The sequence below is a fragment of the Neorhizobium populisoli genome, from assembly GCF_019430945.1.
Lineage (GTDB): Bacteria > Pseudomonadota > Alphaproteobacteria > Rhizobiales > Rhizobiaceae > Neorhizobium > Neorhizobium populisoli.
The window spans coordinates 40,695-59,831 of record NZ_JAHYCB010000019.1; the positions used below are offsets into that span (position 1 = coordinate 40,695).

A 19,137-nucleotide genomic window follows, 5' to 3' on the forward strand; every position below is an offset into this window, starting at 1 on the left:
TTGGTTATTGCGTTTCCAGCATCAGTTCGACCTGGGTCTCGTCCTCGCGCGTCTTGATGCAGGCCGCTTGCTTGTCGCTCCATAGGAGGTTCTGGCGCGGGTCGCAGAGACCGGTGATGACCCGTTGCCCTTCGTCGGTCTTCGAGGGTTTTGCGGTCTGCGAAGAGCTGGAAATATTGGCCGACGAGACGGCGTTGCGGGCATTGACCAGGTCCGCCATCACTGTCCCGAGCTTGATGACGTTGTTGATCATCGCGAGATTGGCGTTACGAGCCGTCGAGTTTTGGTCCCAGCTGTCCTGGATCGTGCCCGAATGCATCTGCGCGAGCTGCTGGTACCAGCTTGCGACATTGCCAAGACTGTCGCCCGTGGCGCGCGTCGTGCCCATGGCGTTCAAGGTTGAGGTGCGCATGCCGGTATAGGCCGTCTCGCCACCCCCGAAATTCAGGGGTATTCCAGACTTGTCGGACCCGCCGAATGCCGGGAGCCAATCCTGCGTGATCGAGGCAACATAACCTTGCGTTTCCTTGAATGGCGGAATGCCGCCATATCTGTGGACGTTTCCTGGACCTGCATTGTAGGCCGCGAGCGCCAGCGATACATCGCCGCCATAGTGCTGAAGCTGCTGCCGGTAATAGCGCGCACCGCCGCGCAGGTTCTGCTCGATATTGTTTTCATCGACACCGAGATCGGACGCAGTGCCTGGCATGAGTTGGGCAAGACCGGTCGCGCCTGCACCCGACTTGGCGCAAGGGTTGAAGCGGCTTTCCTGATAGACCAGGGCCAAAAACTGGTTCTCATCGACACCTTCTTCGCGGGCAATGCGTCGCACGAGGCCAGAGATCTCCGGGTTGGCTTCCGCCGCACCCACCGGATCGTTGCGCCGCCCGGGTTTGTACATCGAGCACGTCACCGATGTGTCGATCGTGTATCGATCGTTGTCGGTATCCTCGATCTTTGTCGTGCTCTGGTCGCGCTGCTCGCGAGGATCGAGATTGGTGCCGTCGATGACGGACACGTCCGCGAACGCAATGCCGGCGTTGAAAACGACGACGCCAAGCGACACTTCCAGAGTGGAAAAACGCGAGGTGCTCATGAGGCCGGCTCCCAACAGCAGAACTCCGCCAGCCAGCCGGCTGGGTCGTCGCCATGCAGGTCGCGCAACCGCGCGCATTCCTCGACGGTTTCCTTGCGTCCGGACAGGACCTTGATCAGGTCCGGCATTCCGCTAAGATCCAGTCTCGCGATAACGCTGTCGTTTCCGTGCTTGACCAGGAAGGCGCGCTTCTCCGGCGCCGTGTTGCGGATGAAGTTGAACTCCTTCACGGACAGCCCGAAGCGTTGGATATAGCTGTCTTCGTCCGCTCTCGGGTTGGGGAAATGGATATTGGTCGCTGATTGCTCGATCAGCGTGTGCGATGCCGGCGAGCGGGCGATATCGGCCGCCGACTGCGTGCCGAAGCCGACGATGCCATTCAGCTTTCGGATGGTCTTCATCTTGTCGACGATGAAGTCGCTGAACGTCTGGTCTCGCAGGAGGCGCCAGCCTTCGTCCATGAAGATCATCACCGGCGTGCCGTCGAAGAGCTCGTCGAGCCGATGGTAGATGTACATCAGGGCAGGTGTTCGCACCTCGTCATTGTCGAGGATGTTCGTCATGTCGAAACCGAAGGCCCGGTGGTCGGAGAAGGACAGAAGATCGTGATGGGCGTTGAACAGCCAGGACTTCTCGCCCTCGATCCATGGCCGAAGGCGGGCGTGAAGGTCGTTCGGTCCGGCGCGCGACCGCCCGGTGAGCAGGCCCGACAGGTTCGTCAATGTCCGTTCCGCGACCGGTTCCTGCATCAGGCGAACGATGGCGCGCTCGAGCGTGTCTTCTTCTTCCTGATCGAAGGTCGCGCCATGCTCCTTTCGCAGCATGGCTTTCAAAAGGCGCACGAGGAATTCGCGGTTCTCGCCGGTATTGTCGATCTGCAGCGGGTTAAAGCCGGTCGGCGTGCCGGGTGAAAGGATCTCGTAGGAGCCGTTCATCGCACGGATGAAGATCTCCGCGCCGCGATCCTTATCGAAGAAGACGGCGCGAGGAGAGGGTTTGACCCGGAAAGCCTGGGCCAACAGGAATGTGAGGGCCACAGTCTTTCCCGAGCCGGTCGGGCCCGTGACCAGAAAATGGCCAATGTCACGCCGATGGAAGTTGAACCAGTAGGGCGTCTGGCTGGTCGTTTCCAGGATCGTGATCGGGCGTCCCCAATGGGTGCCGTCCTGCTGTCCGGAGGCGAAATTATGCATCGACGACAGGCCGGAGAAATTGGCGCTCGACAGCATGGCGCGACGGGCGATGTAGGCGTGGTTGCCGGGAAGCTGCGCCCAGAAGGCCGCCTCGAGGTTCAGATCCTCGCGAAGCCAGTTGATGTTCATGTCGGTGAGGCAGGCGCCGAGATCGGAAATCGACTTGTTGATGCCATCGAGATCGCGGGAGAGGCACAGAAGCGTCAGGTGATGGAAACCAAACACGGCCTCCTGGTTCAACAGGCTGTTCAACGCGAAGTCGATGTCGTTTTCGACATCGCTCCCCGACTCATCGGAGGCGCTGATCTGCCGCTTGAGCCGGCTGATCCGCTCCTGCGCAATCGGCTTGTCGGCAAGTGTGAAGGATTGCGTCAGGATGAATTCGTGGTTCACCTGCAGCAGCCCGTCGAGCATGCCGGGGCCAGTGAAGGGCGGATACTCCTTGATGGAAAGCATTGCCCCGAAGCGATCGTCCTCGCGGATTGGCCCCTGGGCCTGCATCGTGCGACGGGAGAAATGCAGCCGCGACGTGCCGATATAGTTTGCAAGGCCCATGCGCGGCAGCCGCATCTTGCGCGGCACGCCGCAGGTCAGCACGGCGTTGAGGAATGCGCAAGGTTCTGAATAGGGTTCGCCGCCTCGGTCCGTGATCGTCAGAACCCGCGCCCCATACTTTTTGAGGTCGCGGACGATGTTGCCGGTCAGTTCCTCAAGCTCGTCGGTCGCCTCGCGCAGGCGATCGTCCTGGACGATCTGCCCTTCGGTCTTCGCAAAAACACGACGCGCACGATCCCCGACTGCCAGCACACCGCGCATTCCAGAGCGCAGCACCGTAAGATAGATTTCATTGGTGAACATGCGCTTGCCGCCGAGTGACGCAGAGTAGCGGCGGTCGAGCTCCGCGCAAAACGGATCGTCGAACGATCCCTCGATTGCCGTATCCACTTGGCGCCGGATCACGGTGGACCACACTGAGAATCGGCTCGATCCCAACGCACGGATGAGCGTGTTCTGCACGACCGAGCGCATGTTGATCTCTGCCTGGTCTTCGGTCTGGAAGAACAGGCCGTCGAGCTGAACGACGCTCATTAGCGCACCGTCTTCAAGCTTGATGACGGTATCGGCGAGATGGCGGAGATAGGGGATATGGCGCGACATCGCTCGCTCGCGATGCCTTCGGGCACCAAAACCAAGTTCTTCGCGGATCACATTCAGCATCGTCACGGTCCGTAGGAGTTGGCGCCCCAGAACGTCTTGTTCGGCGTTCTGGGGGTATGACGGGTGGAGACCTGGAGCACATCGAGGAGGCGCGCATCCCAACTGCACAGTGTGAACAGGAGCGCATAGGCCGCAGGCGCGGTGAGCAGTGACCAGAAGGTGTTGGTCACGAGCCAGGCGATGATGGTGAGGCCGATGACGAGGACGCCGGCCATATAGGGAATGCCCCAAAGCGTCGGTGGCCGGGTGAGGCCGATCACCACGGGTGTCACCAAGGGCTTGTCGTCTTCGAGCTTGGCCATCGCCTAGTTTCCGACGACGGAGATCATCTGGTCGACGATCGCTGGAGCACCGAAGACGAGCCCGATGCCCAAGACGACGCCCCCGGCAAAGAACCAGCTGAGACGACCGGCAAAAGCCAGAAAGCCCATGCTGATCACGGCGATGATGGCGCAAAGCCTTCCGAAAGGTCCCGTGATGAAATCGACGATCGCCTGTACCGCAGTCTGGATCGGTGCGAACGCTTGATTGGTTGCTTGCGCGAAAGCGGTGTCGGCTGTGGTGAGCTGGATCAGGGCCAATGCTGTGATCAACGCAGCGATGCGGCGATATGTATTCGGCCTGGAGAGCCGGCTCATGCGAAGGGTTTGGACGTCCATCTTCGTTTCCTTTTCCGTTAAAAGTTCAGGACGCCGCCGACGAAGGTGGCGGCGCGCGCGCCCATGACGCTGCTCGGTGTGGGAGGAGGGATCGATACTGCGGCCCTGGCGGTGGCGTCGCTGCGTTTGCGCGGAAGCTCGAAGCCGATCTGCCGATTGATGACGGCGGCGACATAGCGAACGGTTTCGGTATAGGGCGGAACGCCGCCATGGTCGTAGACCGCCTGTTCGCCGGCATTGTAGGCGGCGGCGACCAGGACTGGGTTACGGAACTGATCCACGAGAATGCGCAGATATCGGACGCCGCCGTCGATATTGGCTGCGGAATCGCAGACGTCTCCCACGCCAAGCCGCGCCGCGGTGTCCGGCATAAGCTGCATGGGGCCGCGAGCGCCCTTGGGGCTGTTGCGGACCTGGTCGAACCTGCTTTCGGTCCATGCGATGGCATTTGCCAACCCGGCATCCACCCCGTGCCTTTCGGCCGCGACGGCGACCAGTTCGGCAATCTGCCTTGGTGGCAGCGGAGAAGGTGGGCACTTCGATGGAGAAGAGACGTTACTAATATTATTCTCAGTTGGTGTTCGCGTAGTTGCCGAGCGTTCGCTGGGTGGAGCCAATGCGCCAGGTATCTTATCACTGATATTGTTCGTAATTGCGCTTAGGTTTGATCGCAAAATTATGCCGGAGCGATCAAGGCTGAACGCGTCGGAAGCAGTCTCGGAAGACGGGAGCGATGCAAGAGGAAACTCCTGTCCGAGGGGGCGGATATTCCCGGAAAAGCGGCTATAGTCAAAGATCTCAGCGGATTGTACGCCGCATTCAGCCGTGATCGACCCTGACAGTGCGGCCGCGAGGGCCAATGTGGAAATAGGGTGCCCCATCTAATAAACGCGCTCCAGTTCGTATGGTCGGCGGGGTTTCAACGACAATATTGGTGTCGCTTGCGGTTGCGTGTGTTTACTAAATGAGGTAACTGCTACATCAAGAATGTCGAGTCGAAAAGAGGAAAAATCTTGAAAATTCGAAAAGTGAAGATATCAAAAATAGATATGTACCGTTTTAGAGCTATGTGCTGCGCCGCCTCTTTGACGGTTTGCCAGGGCGCTTCTGCCTCAGCGGCAAGCCAGGTCGACGGGACCTATGTCAGGTCGTTGGCGGCTCCGGGGAAAACCGTTCTGGTGATCGAATATTACGACGGTCAGAAATCGATCGTCGGCCGGATAGGCTTCGCCTCGGCGAACGGCTTCCAGCCAGTTTCTCCGACGACGTTCAACGTGGACGACAGGGTTTCGCTGCAGCTGTTCGGGGTGGAGCCGTGCCAAGGCGACATGGTCAATCGGACGGAGGGGTTTGCGGGGCGTTGCGACGACTTCGCCAAAGGGCAACTCGCGATCAAGCTGAAGGCGGCCCGCGTTCTCTACTGCCGGGCCTTCGTTTCCGAGCAGGGAGCACGGAGCCAGGACGTGACCTGCTTCGGCTACTATCACTATCCGGGCACGCTGGACACGATCGACAATATCGAGGAACAGCTCGTCTCGCTTGGGGCGCTGCGGCTTTCGAAGAAAGCAGGCGGCGGCGTCCTGCGGCCCGATCTTGTCCAGGCCGAAAAAATCGGGCGAGGTGGATTTGGCATGTGGGCCGATCCGCGGGTGAAAAGCCAATGATGCGGGGCGCCTCAATCCTGGCTGCGACCATTGCGATAATCGCGTCCCCCTGCGCTGCCGCTTCGTCGGAGTTTTTCAGCCTCTCCGGTGACATGACCCTGGAGAGCGGCGATACCTGGTCGATCGGCGCTAAACGCTATCGCCTATACGGCGTCCAATCGTGCATCCGTGGAACCTCCTACACCGATCGACGCGGCAGCAAACAGGATTGCGGCGACGCCTCGCTCGCAGTTCTTGCCGCCTTCATGCAGGATACCCGCCCTTCCTGTGCGCCGATCGTTCCCGACGCCGACCTGACCTATGCCGTCTGCTACGCTACCGTGGCAGGCCAGCGTCTCGATCTTGGTACGATGCTAATTTCCGAAGGCTTCGGTTTTGCAGCGCTCGATCCGTCCGGGCTTCCGATCAATCCTGCCTATGCGGTCGCCGAGCAACATGCGCGCGCCCGCAAGGCCGGGCTCTGGCAGTTTCCAGACGTCCAGCATCCGTCCCTGTTGATAGGTCGGGCGTCTGGCGCAGATCAACGGCGGTCCCCATGAAAATCATCGGATACGGATTTCTTCTGGCACCAATGCTGCTCCCATCGCATGCGAAAGCAGCCGATCTGAACAAGGGCGCCGCAGTCGCCGTGCCGGAAGCCAGGGTTGTGTCTCCGATCAAGGGAAGAGCATCCGTACTCAGCGGAGACACGCTCTGGTTCCCAACCCCAGGCGTCAGGATCCGCCTTGCTGGGATTGCCTCTTGCGCCTTGCCGCAATGGGCTTTCGATCCGTCGAAAGAGCGCGGCGCACAGCTGAAGCCTGTGCCATGCGGGCCTTTTGCGCGAGCCTGGTTGAAACGGACCCTCGGAGACGCGCTCGTGTCCTGCCGTGTTGTGCTGTCACCGACCGCACGAGAGGTGAGGGGGCGTTGCGACGTGAAGGGGCGCGATCTCGGCTACGAGATGGTGAAGGTCGGTTGGGCGCGCGTCGACGGACCCGGGGGCATTGACCCCCAATACACGGCTGCGGAGCGTTACGCGCGCTCGGCACGCTACGGGCTTTGGGGCACATATGTTCTCGATCCGGATGAATGGCAGGCGCGGGCAATCGATCGCACCGTCGACCGCCGGCCAGTCGCAGACCACAGCCTCCTCCGCGACCGCCACAGTGAATTCACGCCGGCCTTCACGGACTGGCGCCATCGTCCCCGCCGAACTGATCGATAGAGGAAACGACCGTGTTGAAGTCTGCTCTGAACGCAACGATCATCTCTGTCATGGTCTATGGCGCGATAGCGCCGGCTGACGCCGCTCGTGCCAGCGAATGGGGATGCCAAGTCCTGCTCTGCGCCGCGTCCGACAATCCGAGCTGGCAGGGTGTCCAGAGTTGCCATCCTCCCATGGAGCGGCTGATGTCAGCCATGAAGCGTCCCGGTTTCTCCTGGCCAACCTGCCCGGAAGGAGGAGCAGGAAAGCCGGGTTACGAGCGTTACGATATCTGCCCCTCCGGATGGAGTCCCAGCCGTCTTCCAGGCACAGGCGGCGAAGACGATTTTACCGATCTTGCCCAATGCAGTAGAGCGGTTGAGCGATGCGGTGCTGCGCAAAGCCTTGGGGATGGTCGCGCTCGCGTGAACACTGGCGATGGGATCGTTCGAATCTATTCAGGCTTGGGTGCCTGCAATTACGTTGAATTCGCTCCGAGACCTTTGCGGAGCAAGCCTTATTTTTTCGACATCCGACCCGACGGTGGCGGGGATGACACCCGCCACTATTTTAGTTTGAATCAATAGCCGACAGCGGCCGGTCGATCACAAAGTCCTGATTGTCACCTGCGTGCCGACAAGCGAAAATCGCTCGCAAAACGTTAGCGTTAACCAGGGCGAGCATGACGACGACCACAAGAAGCTGCAGGTGCCCACAGCCATATCAGCCGCGGCCAGGGAAGTGATAAGTTCGGCCCTATTCTGCGCCGGGCTGCTGAACCGATCGATCCGATTCGGCTGCCCGGAGCGATCGCGGTCCGCTGCGCCTTGCCGAACCCGATCTCGGCGGCCGAGACGATCGCCCGGTATACGAAAAGGCCAGCGGCGCTAACCGATCTCGACCGAAACGACCGGGTCATCCACGGCGAAAGCCTGCTCGTCATCCTGTTGCCAGATATCAACAACGTTCCTTGCGCGATGAGGCCACGCGCCTGAAAGCCGATTTCGGCGACAGTGCCGATCTGGCGTTGACCTGCGCCGCCGGCCGGACGATCAGCTTCGCCTGCACCAGCTTCTTATCTTGCCAGGCAGGCGGGCGTCCCGACGGTGGTTACCAATGACGTTGTTCATCATGCCCGCGACCGGCGCATTCCGCAGGATACATCACCTGACTACATCAAGGCCCATCCAAGATAAGCGCCGATTGTGATAAGTTTGCTTAACGATAGTCCTCAAGGCTTGTCGTGGCGCACGCTTCAAAGGATAAAGCCAAAGTTGAAGGCCCGAAGAGTTCAGACATGACGACGAAAATCGAAAAGCATATCGAGGCTGCGCGACTGATTGAAGTCCGTGATCCTGAGATGGAAAACACAATCCATCGGCGGCCGGGATTCGAAGAGATGGTGGATCTCGGCGAGATGGACAATCGTCTTGGCGAGGCGCTGAGCAGGGTAAGGAAAAAGCGTGGCCTGACGAGACCTGAACTCGCGCCTTTGCTCGGGCTCACAACCCAAGTTTATGGGCGATATGAGCGGGGCGAAGCGAAGATGCACGTCACTCGCCTTGTGCATTTAAGCGAGCTGTTAGACTTTGCGCCGTGGGACCTCATCTATGCCGCTGCTCCTCATCTCTGGGGAGACTCTCAAGAGGAAGCAGAATTACGGTTTCAGCTCATGAAACATGTCGAGCAACTTCCCCCTGAGAAGGCAAGGCTGCTGATGGATCTCATCCGTTCGTTTCTCGAATTGGAGAAAGTTCAGCCAAACCGCGACGCATAGCGCGCAGAGTTCCGCGGTTGGTCGCGGACAACAATATCACACGATGTCTCGAAATTCACTGTTTTTTGGACGCAACAGCCCGGTATCGCCAAACGACGCGCGGAAATCGCAGGCAGGAGGGTTCTTCTGGTTTGCTTTCGGCGGAATTACCGGCCTGAGCCCGTGGATCAGGAGTTCTACACGCAGGAAGTCACCGTCGTAGCCTTTGTCGGCGAGGGACAGCCTCGGCTTGCCAACTGGCATACCCAGCAGATCAGGAACGGCGCTGTAGTCCGAAGCCTCTCCGCCCATCAGGACGAAGCCAAGAGGCGTCCCTGGCCGTCTGCACGGGAGTGGATTTTCGTCTTAAAGCCACCACGTGATCGACCAAAAGCCTCCTAGTGAGTCCCCCTTAGCGCCCGCAGTCTGAGAATGGCCGCGAATTGTGGTGCTGTCGATCATGTGCTGCCAGTTATCTGTCAGCCCAAGTCCAACGAGGGTCCCAAGCGAAGCGTTTCAATGACCGGCCCAGCGGCAGGGGTGGCGTTCACCAGAAGCGAATTTATTCAGCCATAAATATTCGCTAGACTCTTCCTCAAGTTGTGCCATGATCAATATGGGATTAGGGAGAATTCTTTGACTTCACTCAGCATTGCGCGGCTTGTGTTCGCCGCATCTCTTTCGCTTGTCTTGGCGAGCTGCACAACCTCGACCACCGAAATGGCGCAAAATCCCCGTCAAGTCCCAAAGGTCAACCTCTGTCGAACGTTGCTTGAAACGCAGGATCCAGCGTTGTCGCAACAGGTCATCTCCGAGTTGAGCCGCCGACGCGTCAATATGGCTGACTGCCCGACGATGGTGCAGCAACAAAATCAGGCGGCGGCGGCACTTGCCGTCGTGGCTGTGGGAGGTGCCGCAATCGCGTATTGTTCAAAACACAACTGCGGCGGCGGCTACGGGCGTCCAGCTTATCCAGGGAACTGCTATTCATATTACGACCGAGCTGCGGATGGCTCCCTCTGTGGTTACCGCGCTGCATCAATGCGACAGGGCGGATACTAACCTTTCATGTAGGAGAACTTATGATGAAAACACTTATAGCAGCTTTTTGCCTACTCGCTGGCGCTACTGCGGCAAACGCCGGCAGCGTCGACGGCTATTTCCGTAACAACGGCACGTACGTGGCACCACACTACCGCAGCAACAGCAACGGAAGTGTCACCGATAACTACTCCTACAAGGGGAATTCCAACCCATATAGCGGCAGCACCGGCACGAGCAAGTATGGACACGACACCACGTCTCCATACTTCAACGGCACACCGGGCTCGAATGGCAAATACGGCCATTCTGGAAATAGATGGTAGGGGCGGAAGTTGTACTAGGGCGGTTGCGATAGGGCACTTGGCAGCAGCGAAGCTAGAAACGCGTTTGGTCCTCATCAAGGTGATTTGGACAGTGTCGATTATCATTGTGGCCAGCGGAATAGGCGCGGGTGATAGCTGGCGTCCAGTTTGCGCAGGCGACATGTGGCCGAAACCTGCGCCCGCTAAATCCATCGCATCAACGAACGCTTCGATCACTCGTGCTGCGTGATCTTCGTCGATCCACTCCTCAAGGCGGTCTGGAAACAGCGTCACCTTATCACGATTAATGCCTTCGACATAGCCTGACATTGCGACCTCCGATCGACGAAGATGATTCTACATCAGAATCGAGTTTTTTACACCGCCTCGGCCGACAGGAGACATTGAGGTTCAGGACAGCTATCGTACCGGCTCAGCCTTCACTTCACCGGTTTCCGACGATCAATCATCCAGTGCTCAAGGAGCATCTTCCTACGTGAAGACTTATCCAGTCGAGGATTCCTCTATCGTGCTCGTACCCAGGTCAGCATGACCGCTTCGGGCCGAAGGGCGTCATGGCACAGAATCGCCACAAGCGGTCATTGGCCGGCTTAACCACGCTTGACCGACTTGGGGCCGATATTGGACTGACCGGTCCTGGCGTCCAACATCGACATGCGGACCTCCATCTCGGTGGGATAAGTTCTCGAATGGCCCGATGCAGACATTCTTGAACACCGAAGCAAAGCTGGGTGAGGAAGCCGGGCTTGCACCGCATTGGCTGTCAAGCTCTGCGCCCGTATTCGGTGGCAATTCAGTCGAGGACGGCTTCTGCTGCGCCGGTTACCGGGAACTGCTGAAGTGGTGAGGCGGTGAACGCCGCACCACCGCTTGTGCTCACTCGGCGACGGGCATTGTCGATCGGACGAGTGTGTGGGTCGCTTCACCGCCGATTGCAACGCAATCGTCGGCGGACTGAGCCAGGACAACAACGTTCTTTACCTTACAAACGGTACCGGCGCCGACGTCTTCGGTGCCCAACCAGGCGTCAGTGATCCACTCACCGGTGTGGGCAAATGCCGAGGTCGCCGAGGCGGTCAAAAATAGTCCGATCAGGATGGTCTTCATTCTATTTTTCCTTGTGTTGACGATTATAGCTGCCAGGTCAGTCATGCAGGACGATCCGGGTCAGCACGGCGTCAGGATCATGCGTCGCGGGCTGCTGCGCGCACGACAGCGGATCCATTCCCGCCTTCTCAAGCGCCGATTTCAGAGGATCGCAGATAGCGATCGCCGCAGTATGTGTTCGCGATGCAGCAAAGTCCGCGGCTTGTTGAAAAGTGCCGCGGCCGTCAGCAATCGACTGTGCCAACTGCTGGGAATAAAGGGCGATCGATCGGTCCGCGGCGAAATTGGCAAATTGGGACGCCGCGGCGGAGACGATTACCGCTTCCGCGCGGTTCGCGTTATTCTGCGGATGAGCTTCGATGAACAGGGGCGTGACGGCGCCGGATTCGCAGGCATCGAGAATGAAGATGACTTCTCCAGCCGGTAAGGCGTGCACCCAGCCGGCGAAATCGCTGGCCATGATCCAGTCTCCCTCAGCGACAGCAAACCGTACCGCGGCCGGTTTTTCGTTAGTCCACAACACGAACACGTCGTTGTCAGGCCCAGCCTCTGCGGTTGGGTCGAGAGTGCCGGCGTGCATATTCGCATAAATAATCAGCCGGTCGTTGGCGCCAAGGCCGCTCAAGCCCGCAAAAGCTACCTTCAAACCTTCGGTGGTGGCCGCGGCATTCACAAGGGTGGTCACATTCTTGTCGTCTATGTCGAGACGTTTGGCCAAGGCCGCCTGGATGGCATCCACGCCGCGGCGGCATGCCTGTGTATCCAGCGATTTCCACGGCGGGCAAATGCCGATCGCCATCAGATGTGTCGTCTTGGTATCTATACCTTCGGCCCGCACCCCAGTCATCGGAATAGCTGTTACCGCGCCGACAATTAGGCCGGATAGCGCTGCCAATCGACGGCTCATACCTGAAAGAAGCATTTAAAACATTCTATTTGTTTGGGAATTTCGCAAGAAACCTGCGCCAGAAATATTAAGAAATCCCCTATGTGCCGATTATGACGCCGACCTTTTTTGACGGTGAGAACTCAGGGTGGGCCGGTGGGCGCCGGCGGTTCGATCCCGCCCTGAAACCCTTTGTAGTGTTCTCGCCCGATCGCGAACTTTCGGGCGACACCTAGTCTGGGAAATCCCGGGGCCACCAACCGGATGCTGGAGGCGGCGCCTGGGGACGATATCTGGTTTTGGCGGCCAACCTCGCTAGCTGGAAATGAACGAGTTAAGGCGCAAAACGGACGTCCCAAAAGAAGCTTTCCAACGTCCGCTTCGGGCTGACTGCTGTCATGTCGCTGATGCGCCATAAGCGGTCATCACCGCGACGCCAGAATTATCTGAGGCAACGCGTTCGGACCGAGCCGTCATCTGGCGGATTTACGCTGTGCAATTTATAATGTCCGATGGCTAAATATGCTGCCGCGTACTTTGCATGGAAAGCATGAAATTTTGGAAACGATTGGGCACTTAATTGCTTACGACGAAGCAGCAGAACTGTGTTCCTTAACGCCTCTATCGGATGAGCAAGTTGCGGCGATAGCCGCGCAGTATCCAGGAATCTCGGGCCAATATCTTGAGTTCGTCCGAAAGATTGGTATCGGCTCAACGACAAGAGGTCTCAACGTTTATGATCCGGAGCCTGCATTAAACGCTGGACTACATCCGTCCTACCAAGCTTATGAAGCTGCGAGTTGTAAAACACTGACTCGACGCTCCGACGCTGCGACTTCGATAACAATATGCCAAAAAAAGCATATACGGAGATGCCCTACCGGATGCATTCCCCATGCCGTCAAACAATAACCGGCCGCTAACGCGCTGCTCCCAGCATTCTGGGCATTATGGCAAACGCTTCAGATGCCTCAGTGCTCTTTAAACTGAAAGCCGCTTGCCAAGGCATCACTCGTTTGGCGATGTCTGCGTACCGCTGTCGGGAAGACGGATGAGGCATTGCGAGAATTCGATCAAGAATTTCTCATAGGACGGGTCTTTGACTACGGCCGAGGCAACAATAGCAGCGGCGGAGAACATCCGAAGGGATGGATTGTCTCGATCAAGGTGCGCCGATAAATCAACGGCTTCCGAGATAATTGAAAAGGACGCTTCTCTCCTGTCAAGATCATTGTCACCGAAAAGCGCGCCGTCCTTGTCGTCTTTTGGTTGTTTCCGCCCAAGACGAGCGAATGCCAACAGCAAAGCTTCGATGCGTAGCACTTCACCTGTTTGATTCGCGCTCACGATAGACCCTCGCTGTGGCGGCCATTCCAGGCGATCAAACATCGCCCCTTTGCTTATGAAGCCGCGTCAACTTTCGACGTCGCGTTAAAAGGCGGTTTCCAACCGGATGAGCTGAGAGCCGTCATTGGCAGAGTCAGCGATCAACATGTAATAAGACCAACGGCGGTCTTGCGCGGGACGAGATGTCGATGCGGTTGTTGACTTCAAGCCAATCATGATATTCGGGCTGCGCGCGGACGCAGCAGTCTCCTATCGACATTCGGTTCCCATTGTCACGCAACATGCTCAAGCCTCATCGGCATTTTTGACTCCGCGCAGGCATAGGTGAGAACGCGGTGATCGGCTGATAACCAGGCGGCTTTACGTTTCGAAAGCTGGCGTCGTCTGCAGGCAGGACGCCCGCAACGCTTTCGACCTGATCGATCAGACGAGGCTCGCCCAGCCTCTGCATCGGCCATCCGACACGGCGGAGCAGTCTTTCAAGCTTGAGATCTGTTGCCGTGACAATCTCGTTATAACCGGCCGACATCGACCATTCGATGATCCCTGCAAATAGCGACAATGTCGCTTCGTGCAGCAACCCGTTCATGGTGGTGCGGGTTCGCGTATCGACACAGAAACGGGAGCTCTCAACCATCCGAGGATGCGCTTCAAGATGACCGCGTTGTAAAAGGTAGGGAAATGTCTCCTCGAGCATCGTCGGTCCTTGCGCCGGCAAAAGCCGCGCTGCTCCAATCACGTCGTCAGCGTTCCCAAGAACGACGATATAATTCGGGTCTAAATCATCATACCGATCGCGTTCGCGGCCTCCGATGACGGAGACCCTCCAATTTAATCGATCCTGGAATATTCGAGCACGAAGCTGGTAGATGCCTTCAAGGATTGCGTTCTCGGCTGCTCCGGTGGGTGTTTTGATAAAGACGACCTTCATATGCCCCCGCTTTCTTCCGACGCATTTCAACGGGTTTTCACCTGGCAGGTAAGCTCCCAAAAAAGGGGGTTTTTTAACGATGCACTCCGGAGCGGTGCCTTGTGTCGACTGAAACATGACTGAGTGTCATCAAAAAAATGTGATATGCGTTGAAACCGGTGAGGACTGATATCTATAGTTGTGACGATCTTGGAGTTTGTGGCTGGAAAGCTGGCGACGATAGGCGCCAGACGGCGGAGGCAAGTCATGACAAATACATTTGAACGCTTAACGGATGAGTTATCTCTCGTCAAAGACAGCAGAGGTCTATCGAGGGTCCTACGAAAAGCCGCGTACAATATGGGATTTGAGTTCTTTTGTTATCTGCATCTTAAAGGAAAAAGCAGTTTTGCAGTGTCGAACTACCCGAAAGCATGGCAGGACCGCTATTTTTCCCATTCATACGATAGAGTTGATCCCGTGCTTGTTATGGCCAGGTCTAACGAGCAGATTTTTGCATGGTCGAGAACTTCAGGTGCCAGTGGTCGCGAAACCTTGAAATTTTTCGATGAAGCAGGGCAGGTCGGAATTAGGTCTGGAGTTTCAATACCCGTCTCCGTCGGGTTCGGCGCCCATTCGATCCTGACGTTCGCGTCTGGCGACATCGTTACCAAGATTGGTGCCGTGCATAACCCGGTCCGAGCTGCGATTGTCGCTAGCCTGGTACATGCGCACATGACGTTCCTCCAAGTCGAGCCGACCTCGCGGCCTGCAACGAAATTGACGCCGCAGCAGACGCTTTGCTTGAAGTGGTCGGCTGAAGGGAAAAATATGGAGGAGATCGCGACACTCCTCAGTCTTGCCAAACATTCGGTTCGTTTCCACCTCGATAATGCGAAGTGCACTCTAGGCGCGACGAACTTGCAAAACGCCACAGCGATCGCGACCTCTCTAAACCTCTTTTGAAGGTTAAGTTTCTCGAGACATCGTCGCAATCGGGAGAAATATAGGACGAGCTCGCAACAGCGACACTCTCAGGAATATCGAAGTGACTGATATCGCTATAGCTTTGAACAATAAGATCGACACGATCACATCAACACATAGCCTTGAGGAGACACTTGCTGAATTTGCTTGCAATCGAGGCTTCGATTGTTACGCGTTTCTGCGAATTGGATCGCCGCAAATAGACGCAGTTTCCAACTACCCCGTAGCCTGGCAAAGACGATATCTGCAAAATTCGTTCTTTGAGGACGATCCCGTCGTCAAAAAAGCGCGACGGGTGATGCGGCCTTTTATGTGGTCTGGAGGTCATAAAGAGCGTTGCCGGACCGAAACTGAGAATGATTTTTTCAATGCCGCCGCTGAATTTGGAATTTGCTCGGGACTCTCTTTACCGATTCCGGCCGGAGGCGCTGGCATAGCTATTTTAACGTTCGCGTCTAGCCGGGAAGCGTCTACGCAGGACGCTCCGATTGATCCGGTCTGCGCGGCCGCGTGTGTCGGCATGTTGTATGGATTGCTGCGGCGGGATTCGGGAAAGGAAATGCGATCAACCGTAACGCTCAAGAAGCAGGAGCGTATCTGTTTGGAATGGTACGCTGAAGGCAAGACCTATCGCGACATCGCAGACATCGAAGGCATGGCCATTTCAAACGTTTGCTTTCACATGGCGAACATCCGTCGGAAGTTAGGCGCTAACTCCTCCGCGCACGCACTGGCATTGGCATTGAGAACGGGGGTCCTACCGCTCCATTAGTCGAGATCGTTTGAAGGACAGTGGTTTGTCTCAACTTCATAGCTCGGGGGCGGCGGCGCTCAAGCCCGACGGCCCGTTTATGATGAGCGATCCGGATCGAACACGTAACCGACGCCACGAACGGTCCTGATCGGGCCCGCCGCGTCCGTGGCGCCGAGCGCCTTTCGCAGCAGTCCGATCCGCACGTCGACTGTTCGATCATCGACAAATGTGTTGGCCGGCCATCCGCCTACCATCAGTTCGTCTCGCCGCAGGACGATGCCGGCTCGCTCCATAAATAACTGCAGCAGATTGAAATCCAGCATTCCAAGTTTGAGGCTGGCCCCGTCGCGGTGAGCACAGCGGGCACGGACATCGAGTTCAATGCCGCCCCCAGTCAAAATCTGTTGTCTCGGCGGCACTCGATCCGAGAAGCGCGACCGGAGATATTCCAGGAGTTCCACAGGGGTGAACGGCCGCAGAAAACATCGATCCGCTCCGGCTCTGATCAGGTCGATGTAAATCGCGTCGGCTCCGGGCTCAAGGATGGGAATGAAAGTAACGCTCTTCGTTTCTCTCCTGCCCTTGAGCGACAGGCAAAGCTCTACGCTCGCACTATTGGTGTCGGCGGAATCCGCTATGACCGCCGCAGGCTTGATGAGGTCCGCCTGTTGTGATGCGGTCGCATAGCCGCCCACGACCACGACACCAAATCCATCTGTCTCAAGGATGTGTTTAAAAACGAGGAGAAAGTCGGGGCTCGCCGAAACCAGCATTAGATTGGAATTGGCCATCGTTGCCTTCCTGCTCCAAAACACCGGCTCCACCTCGCATTTTCGCTGTTGGAGAATGCCTGTGACGCACCGGTCGATGTCCCGGACGTGCAATTATGAGTGGTCGCCGATGCGGAGCAAGTCGCAAATTTGCGAGTCAATCACTGAACCAGGAGGGACGAGGACATGTGAATTTATGGAACATTAAATTGTACTAAATCACGATACGTATATCGACCTTCTTGCGTCATGCGCGCAGCATCCCGGAGTTTTCGGCAACGAGAAGGTAAATGCGATGACGCAAAAAAGGCACGGGACCGGCCAGGCGCACGCTCACCATGGAGAAGTCTTGCAAGGTGTGTTCGACGATGCCTGTTTCCAGCGCTATCGGGGTCTGGTCACATTTCCTTGCCGCCACCTTCAGACGCACGCCATCTTCGTTCCGAACTCAAGCCATGCTGTGACGATCTCGCCCGGCACAAAAGAAAAGGCCCGCCGCGCGGCGGCATTGACGCTCAGACAAATCAGCCGCCAAGACCAGGGTGGGAATGTCGAAATTTCGTCAACGATACCCATCGGTCGAGGGATGGGTTCCTCTACGGCCGACGTCCTCGCTACGATCCAAGCAATACTAGATCGTTTCGATGTTGCGTGGTCCATGGAAGAAATCATGCATGTTGCCGTCGAGGCCGAGACAGCATGTGATTCCACGCTTTTCAGCCAAGTGGCTGTGCTTTTCGCTCAAAGGGGCGGGATCGTGCTTGAGGCCTTCGACCGGGCGCTGCCGAAGATCGATATCATCAGCGTTGACTGCGAGCCGAGCGCCACCGTTTCGACACTTGATTTCGAGCCAGCGCTCTACAACGAATTTGAGGTCGAAGCATTTAAGCCCTTGCGCAGCCTGCTTCGGCGGGCTGTCCGGCAAGGCGACGCCGGGCTGGTGGGGAAAGTCGCCACTGCGAGCGCCCGGATAAACCAGCGTTTTCTCGCAAAGCCGCGGCTCGACGAACTCGAAAAGATTGCTGCGGCATCTGGGGCAATCGGGCTTCAGGTCGCTCACAGCGGCACGTTGGTCGGAATGATGTTCGATCATCTCAGCCCTAACCGCGACGTGTCCATTGAGCGGGCGGCCGCAGCGCTCGAACAGGCGAAATTTTCTTTCACAACATTTGCTGCATAGCGGCCCGTCGTGAGGATAACATGACAAATCTCCAAACACGCTACCTTGCCGAATTCGAAATGCCCCGGGTCGTACCGCTGGGGCCTAACCTCTATGCGGCGGCATTCTTTTTGATGAAGCTGCTTCCCGCGAGATATATCCTTGAGCGGGCGCTAGAGCGTGGCGACATATGCGAAGGGACCCACATCTGCGAGACGTCTTCAGGCACGTTCGCCCTCGCTCTGGCAATGATCACTGCGAGAATGGAAAATCGCCTGACAATTGTAAGCGATTGGGCGCTCGAGCCAACACTGAAACGACGGCTGGTCGAGCTCGGCGCGGAGGTCGAGATTGTTACCCAAGCACATCCGCATGGCGGTCTACAGAAGGCACGACTGGATCGCCTTAATGAGATCCTAGCTCAAAGTCCTTCGCACTTTTGGCCTCGTCAATATGACAATCCGGATAATCCGCGCGCTTATGGCTCTGTCGCTGCAAAACTTGTCGATCGCATCGGCCAGATAGACTGCCTTGTAGGAACGGTCGGTTCGGGCGGTTCGCTCTGCGGCACGGCATCTTACCTGCGGCTGCTGTTCCCGGACATGGTCGTTATCGGCGTCGATACCATCAACAGCGTCCTTTTCGGGCAGCCAGATGCACCCCGCCTGGTCAGGGGATTGGGTGGTAGCGTCATTCCCTCCAACGTCGATCACACCTTGATCGACGAAGTTCACTGGTTGTCTGCAGCCGAAATTTTTCAAGCAACGCGCCAGTTGCACAGCCAAACGGGGCTGTTCATGGGGCCAACCAGCGCGGCGGCTCACAAGGTCGCGTCATGGTGGGCCGCTCACAACGACGACAAGACAGTTGTGATTTTGATGCCGGATGAGGGACATCGATATGCAGACAGTGCCTATGATGACGACTGGCTGAACTCGAAAGTCCCCAGGTGGCGCAGCGTGTGTTCTGATCGGCCGGTCACCATCACGAACCCTCACGCCGACCTGGCGCAATGGACACGCCTGGAATGGGGGCGACGACCTCGTTCCGACGTCATCGCGCAGTCGCTTTAGCAAGG

21 protein-coding genes and 1 pseudogene are annotated in these 19,137 nt (G+C 57.5%); 11 read left to right on the top strand and 11 right to left on the bottom strand.

Features of this window, described 5'->3' with window-relative positions; all coding sequences use genetic code 11:
* Positions 1–4: 4 nt before the first annotated feature.
* From KX729_RS30550 to KX729_RS34710, 5 genes are read right to left on the bottom strand one after another with little or no spacing between them, the layout of a single operon-like run.
* Positions 5–1,096 (bottom strand): lytic transglycosylase domain-containing protein, encoded by a 1,092-nt coding sequence (locus KX729_RS30550; RefSeq protein WP_219746223.1) that lies wholly within the window; start codon positions 1,094–1,096, stop codon positions 5–7.
* A complete protein-coding gene (locus tag KX729_RS30555) occupies positions 1,093–3,507 on the bottom strand; it encodes a VirB4 family type IV secretion/conjugal transfer ATPase (RefSeq protein ID WP_219746224.1) in 2,415 nt (804 codons plus the stop codon). Before KX729_RS30555 ends, KX729_RS30550 begins: the two co-directional genes overlap by 4 nt.
* 2 nt (positions 3,508–3,509) lie before the next feature.
* Complete coding sequence (locus tag KX729_RS30560) at positions 3,510–3,809, bottom strand: VirB3 family type IV secretion system protein (RefSeq protein WP_219746225.1); 300 nt, start codon at positions 3,807–3,809, stop codon at positions 3,510–3,512.
* Positions 3,810–3,812: 3 nt separating this feature from the next.
* On the bottom strand, positions 3,813–4,166 hold the full coding sequence (locus KX729_RS30565) for a TrbC/VirB2 family type IV secretion system protein (protein ID WP_246617984.1): 354 nt from the start codon (positions 4,164–4,166) through the stop codon (positions 3,813–3,815).
* Between the two features lie 17 nt (positions 4,167–4,183).
* Positions 4,184–4,621 (bottom strand): lytic transglycosylase domain-containing protein, encoded by a 438-nt coding sequence (locus KX729_RS34710; protein WP_376776101.1) that lies wholly within the window; start codon positions 4,619–4,621, stop codon positions 4,184–4,186.
* 594 nt (positions 4,622–5,215) lie between these two features.
* Here KX729_RS34710 and KX729_RS30575 point away from each other — a divergent pair.
* From KX729_RS30575 to KX729_RS30590, 4 genes are all read left to right on the top strand, one after another.
* Positions 5,216–5,830 (top strand): hypothetical protein, encoded by a 615-nt coding sequence (locus KX729_RS30575; RefSeq protein WP_246617985.1) that lies wholly within the window; start codon positions 5,216–5,218, stop codon positions 5,828–5,830.
* Positions 5,830–6,369 carry a thermonuclease family protein gene (locus KX729_RS30580; protein ID WP_376776102.1) on the top strand — a complete coding sequence of 180 codons (540 nt, stop codon included), beginning with the start codon at positions 5,830–5,832 and terminating at the stop codon, positions 6,367–6,369. Before KX729_RS30575 ends, KX729_RS30580 begins: the two co-directional genes overlap by 1 nt.
* A 320-nt stretch (positions 6,370–6,689) precedes the next feature.
* Positions 6,690–7,037 (top strand): thermonuclease family protein, encoded by a 348-nt coding sequence (locus KX729_RS33965; RefSeq protein ID WP_246617986.1) that lies wholly within the window; start codon positions 6,690–6,692, stop codon positions 7,035–7,037.
* A 1,276-nt stretch (positions 7,038–8,313) separates the two neighbouring features.
* Positions 8,314–8,793 (top strand): helix-turn-helix domain-containing protein, encoded by a 480-nt coding sequence (locus tag KX729_RS30590; protein WP_219746229.1) that lies wholly within the window; start codon positions 8,314–8,316, stop codon positions 8,791–8,793.
* Positions 8,794–8,892: 99 nt separating this feature from the next.
* Here KX729_RS30590 and KX729_RS34875 read toward each other — a convergent pair.
* Positions 8,893–9,288 (bottom strand): annotated as a pseudogene (locus tag KX729_RS34875) (transposase); the annotation flags it as partial.
* A 120-nt stretch (positions 9,289–9,408) separates the two neighbouring features.
* Here KX729_RS34875 and KX729_RS30600 point away from each other — a divergent pair.
* From KX729_RS30600 to KX729_RS30610, 3 genes are all read left to right on the top strand, one after another.
* On the top strand, positions 9,409–9,834 hold the full coding sequence (locus tag KX729_RS30600) for a hypothetical protein (RefSeq protein ID WP_219746231.1): 426 nt from the start codon (positions 9,409–9,411) through the stop codon (positions 9,832–9,834).
* Between the two features lie 23 nt (positions 9,835–9,857).
* On the top strand, positions 9,858–10,139 hold the full coding sequence (locus tag KX729_RS30605; protein ID WP_219746232.1) for a hypothetical protein: 282 nt from the start codon (positions 9,858–9,860) through the stop codon (positions 10,137–10,139).
* Between the two features lie 697 nt (positions 10,140–10,836).
* Complete coding sequence (locus KX729_RS30610; protein ID WP_219746233.1) at positions 10,837–10,986, top strand: hypothetical protein; 150 nt, start codon at positions 10,837–10,839, stop codon at positions 10,984–10,986.
* Between the two features lie 29 nt (positions 10,987–11,015).
* Here KX729_RS30610 and KX729_RS30615 read toward each other — a convergent pair whose 3' ends face one another.
* From KX729_RS30615 to traI, 4 genes are all read right to left on the bottom strand, one after another.
* Entirely contained in the window at positions 11,016–11,246 is a 231-nt protein-coding gene (locus KX729_RS30615; RefSeq protein ID WP_219746234.1) for a hypothetical protein, read from the bottom strand.
* Positions 11,247–11,283: 37 nt separating this feature from the next.
* Positions 11,284–12,168: a hypothetical protein gene (locus KX729_RS30620; RefSeq protein ID WP_219746235.1), complete on the bottom strand. Its 885-nt coding sequence runs from the start codon at positions 12,166–12,168 to the stop codon at positions 11,284–11,286.
* A 972-nt stretch (positions 12,169–13,140) separates the two neighbouring features.
* Positions 13,141–13,521: a hypothetical protein gene (locus KX729_RS30625; RefSeq protein ID WP_219746236.1), complete on the bottom strand. Its 381-nt coding sequence runs from the start codon at positions 13,519–13,521 to the stop codon at positions 13,141–13,143.
* A 250-nt stretch (positions 13,522–13,771) separates the two neighbouring features.
* A complete protein-coding gene (gene traI / locus KX729_RS30630) occupies positions 13,772–14,410 on the bottom strand; it encodes an acyl-homoserine-lactone synthase (RefSeq protein ID WP_219746257.1) in 639 nt (212 codons plus the stop codon).
* Between the two features lie 246 nt (positions 14,411–14,656).
* On the opposite strand from traI, the gene KX729_RS30635 reads away from it, so the two are divergent.
* Both KX729_RS30635 and KX729_RS30640 read left to right on the top strand, forming a co-directional pair.
* Complete coding sequence (locus KX729_RS30635; RefSeq protein ID WP_219746237.1) at positions 14,657–15,355, top strand: autoinducer binding domain-containing protein; 699 nt, start codon at positions 14,657–14,659, stop codon at positions 15,353–15,355.
* A gap of 82 nt (positions 15,356–15,437) precedes the next feature.
* Entirely contained in the window at positions 15,438–16,148 is a 711-nt protein-coding gene (locus KX729_RS30640) for an autoinducer binding domain-containing protein (RefSeq protein WP_219746238.1), read from the top strand.
* 77 nt (positions 16,149–16,225) lie between these two features.
* Here KX729_RS30640 and KX729_RS30645 read toward each other — a convergent pair whose 3' ends face one another.
* Positions 16,226–16,921 (bottom strand): winged helix-turn-helix transcriptional regulator, encoded by a 696-nt coding sequence (locus KX729_RS30645; protein ID WP_219746239.1) that lies wholly within the window; start codon positions 16,919–16,921, stop codon positions 16,226–16,228.
* A gap of 274 nt (positions 16,922–17,195) precedes the next feature.
* Between KX729_RS30645 and KX729_RS30650 the strand changes: the two genes are divergently transcribed.
* Both KX729_RS30650 and KX729_RS30655 read left to right on the top strand, forming a co-directional pair.
* Entirely contained in the window at positions 17,196–18,080 is an 885-nt protein-coding gene (locus tag KX729_RS30650) for a GHMP family kinase ATP-binding protein (RefSeq protein WP_219746240.1), read from the top strand.
* 20 nt (positions 18,081–18,100) lie between these two features.
* On the top strand, positions 18,101–19,132 hold the full coding sequence (locus KX729_RS30655) for a cysteine synthase family protein (protein WP_219746241.1): 1,032 nt from the start codon (positions 18,101–18,103) through the stop codon (positions 19,130–19,132).
* The last annotated feature ends 5 nt before the right edge of the window (positions 19,133–19,137 follow it).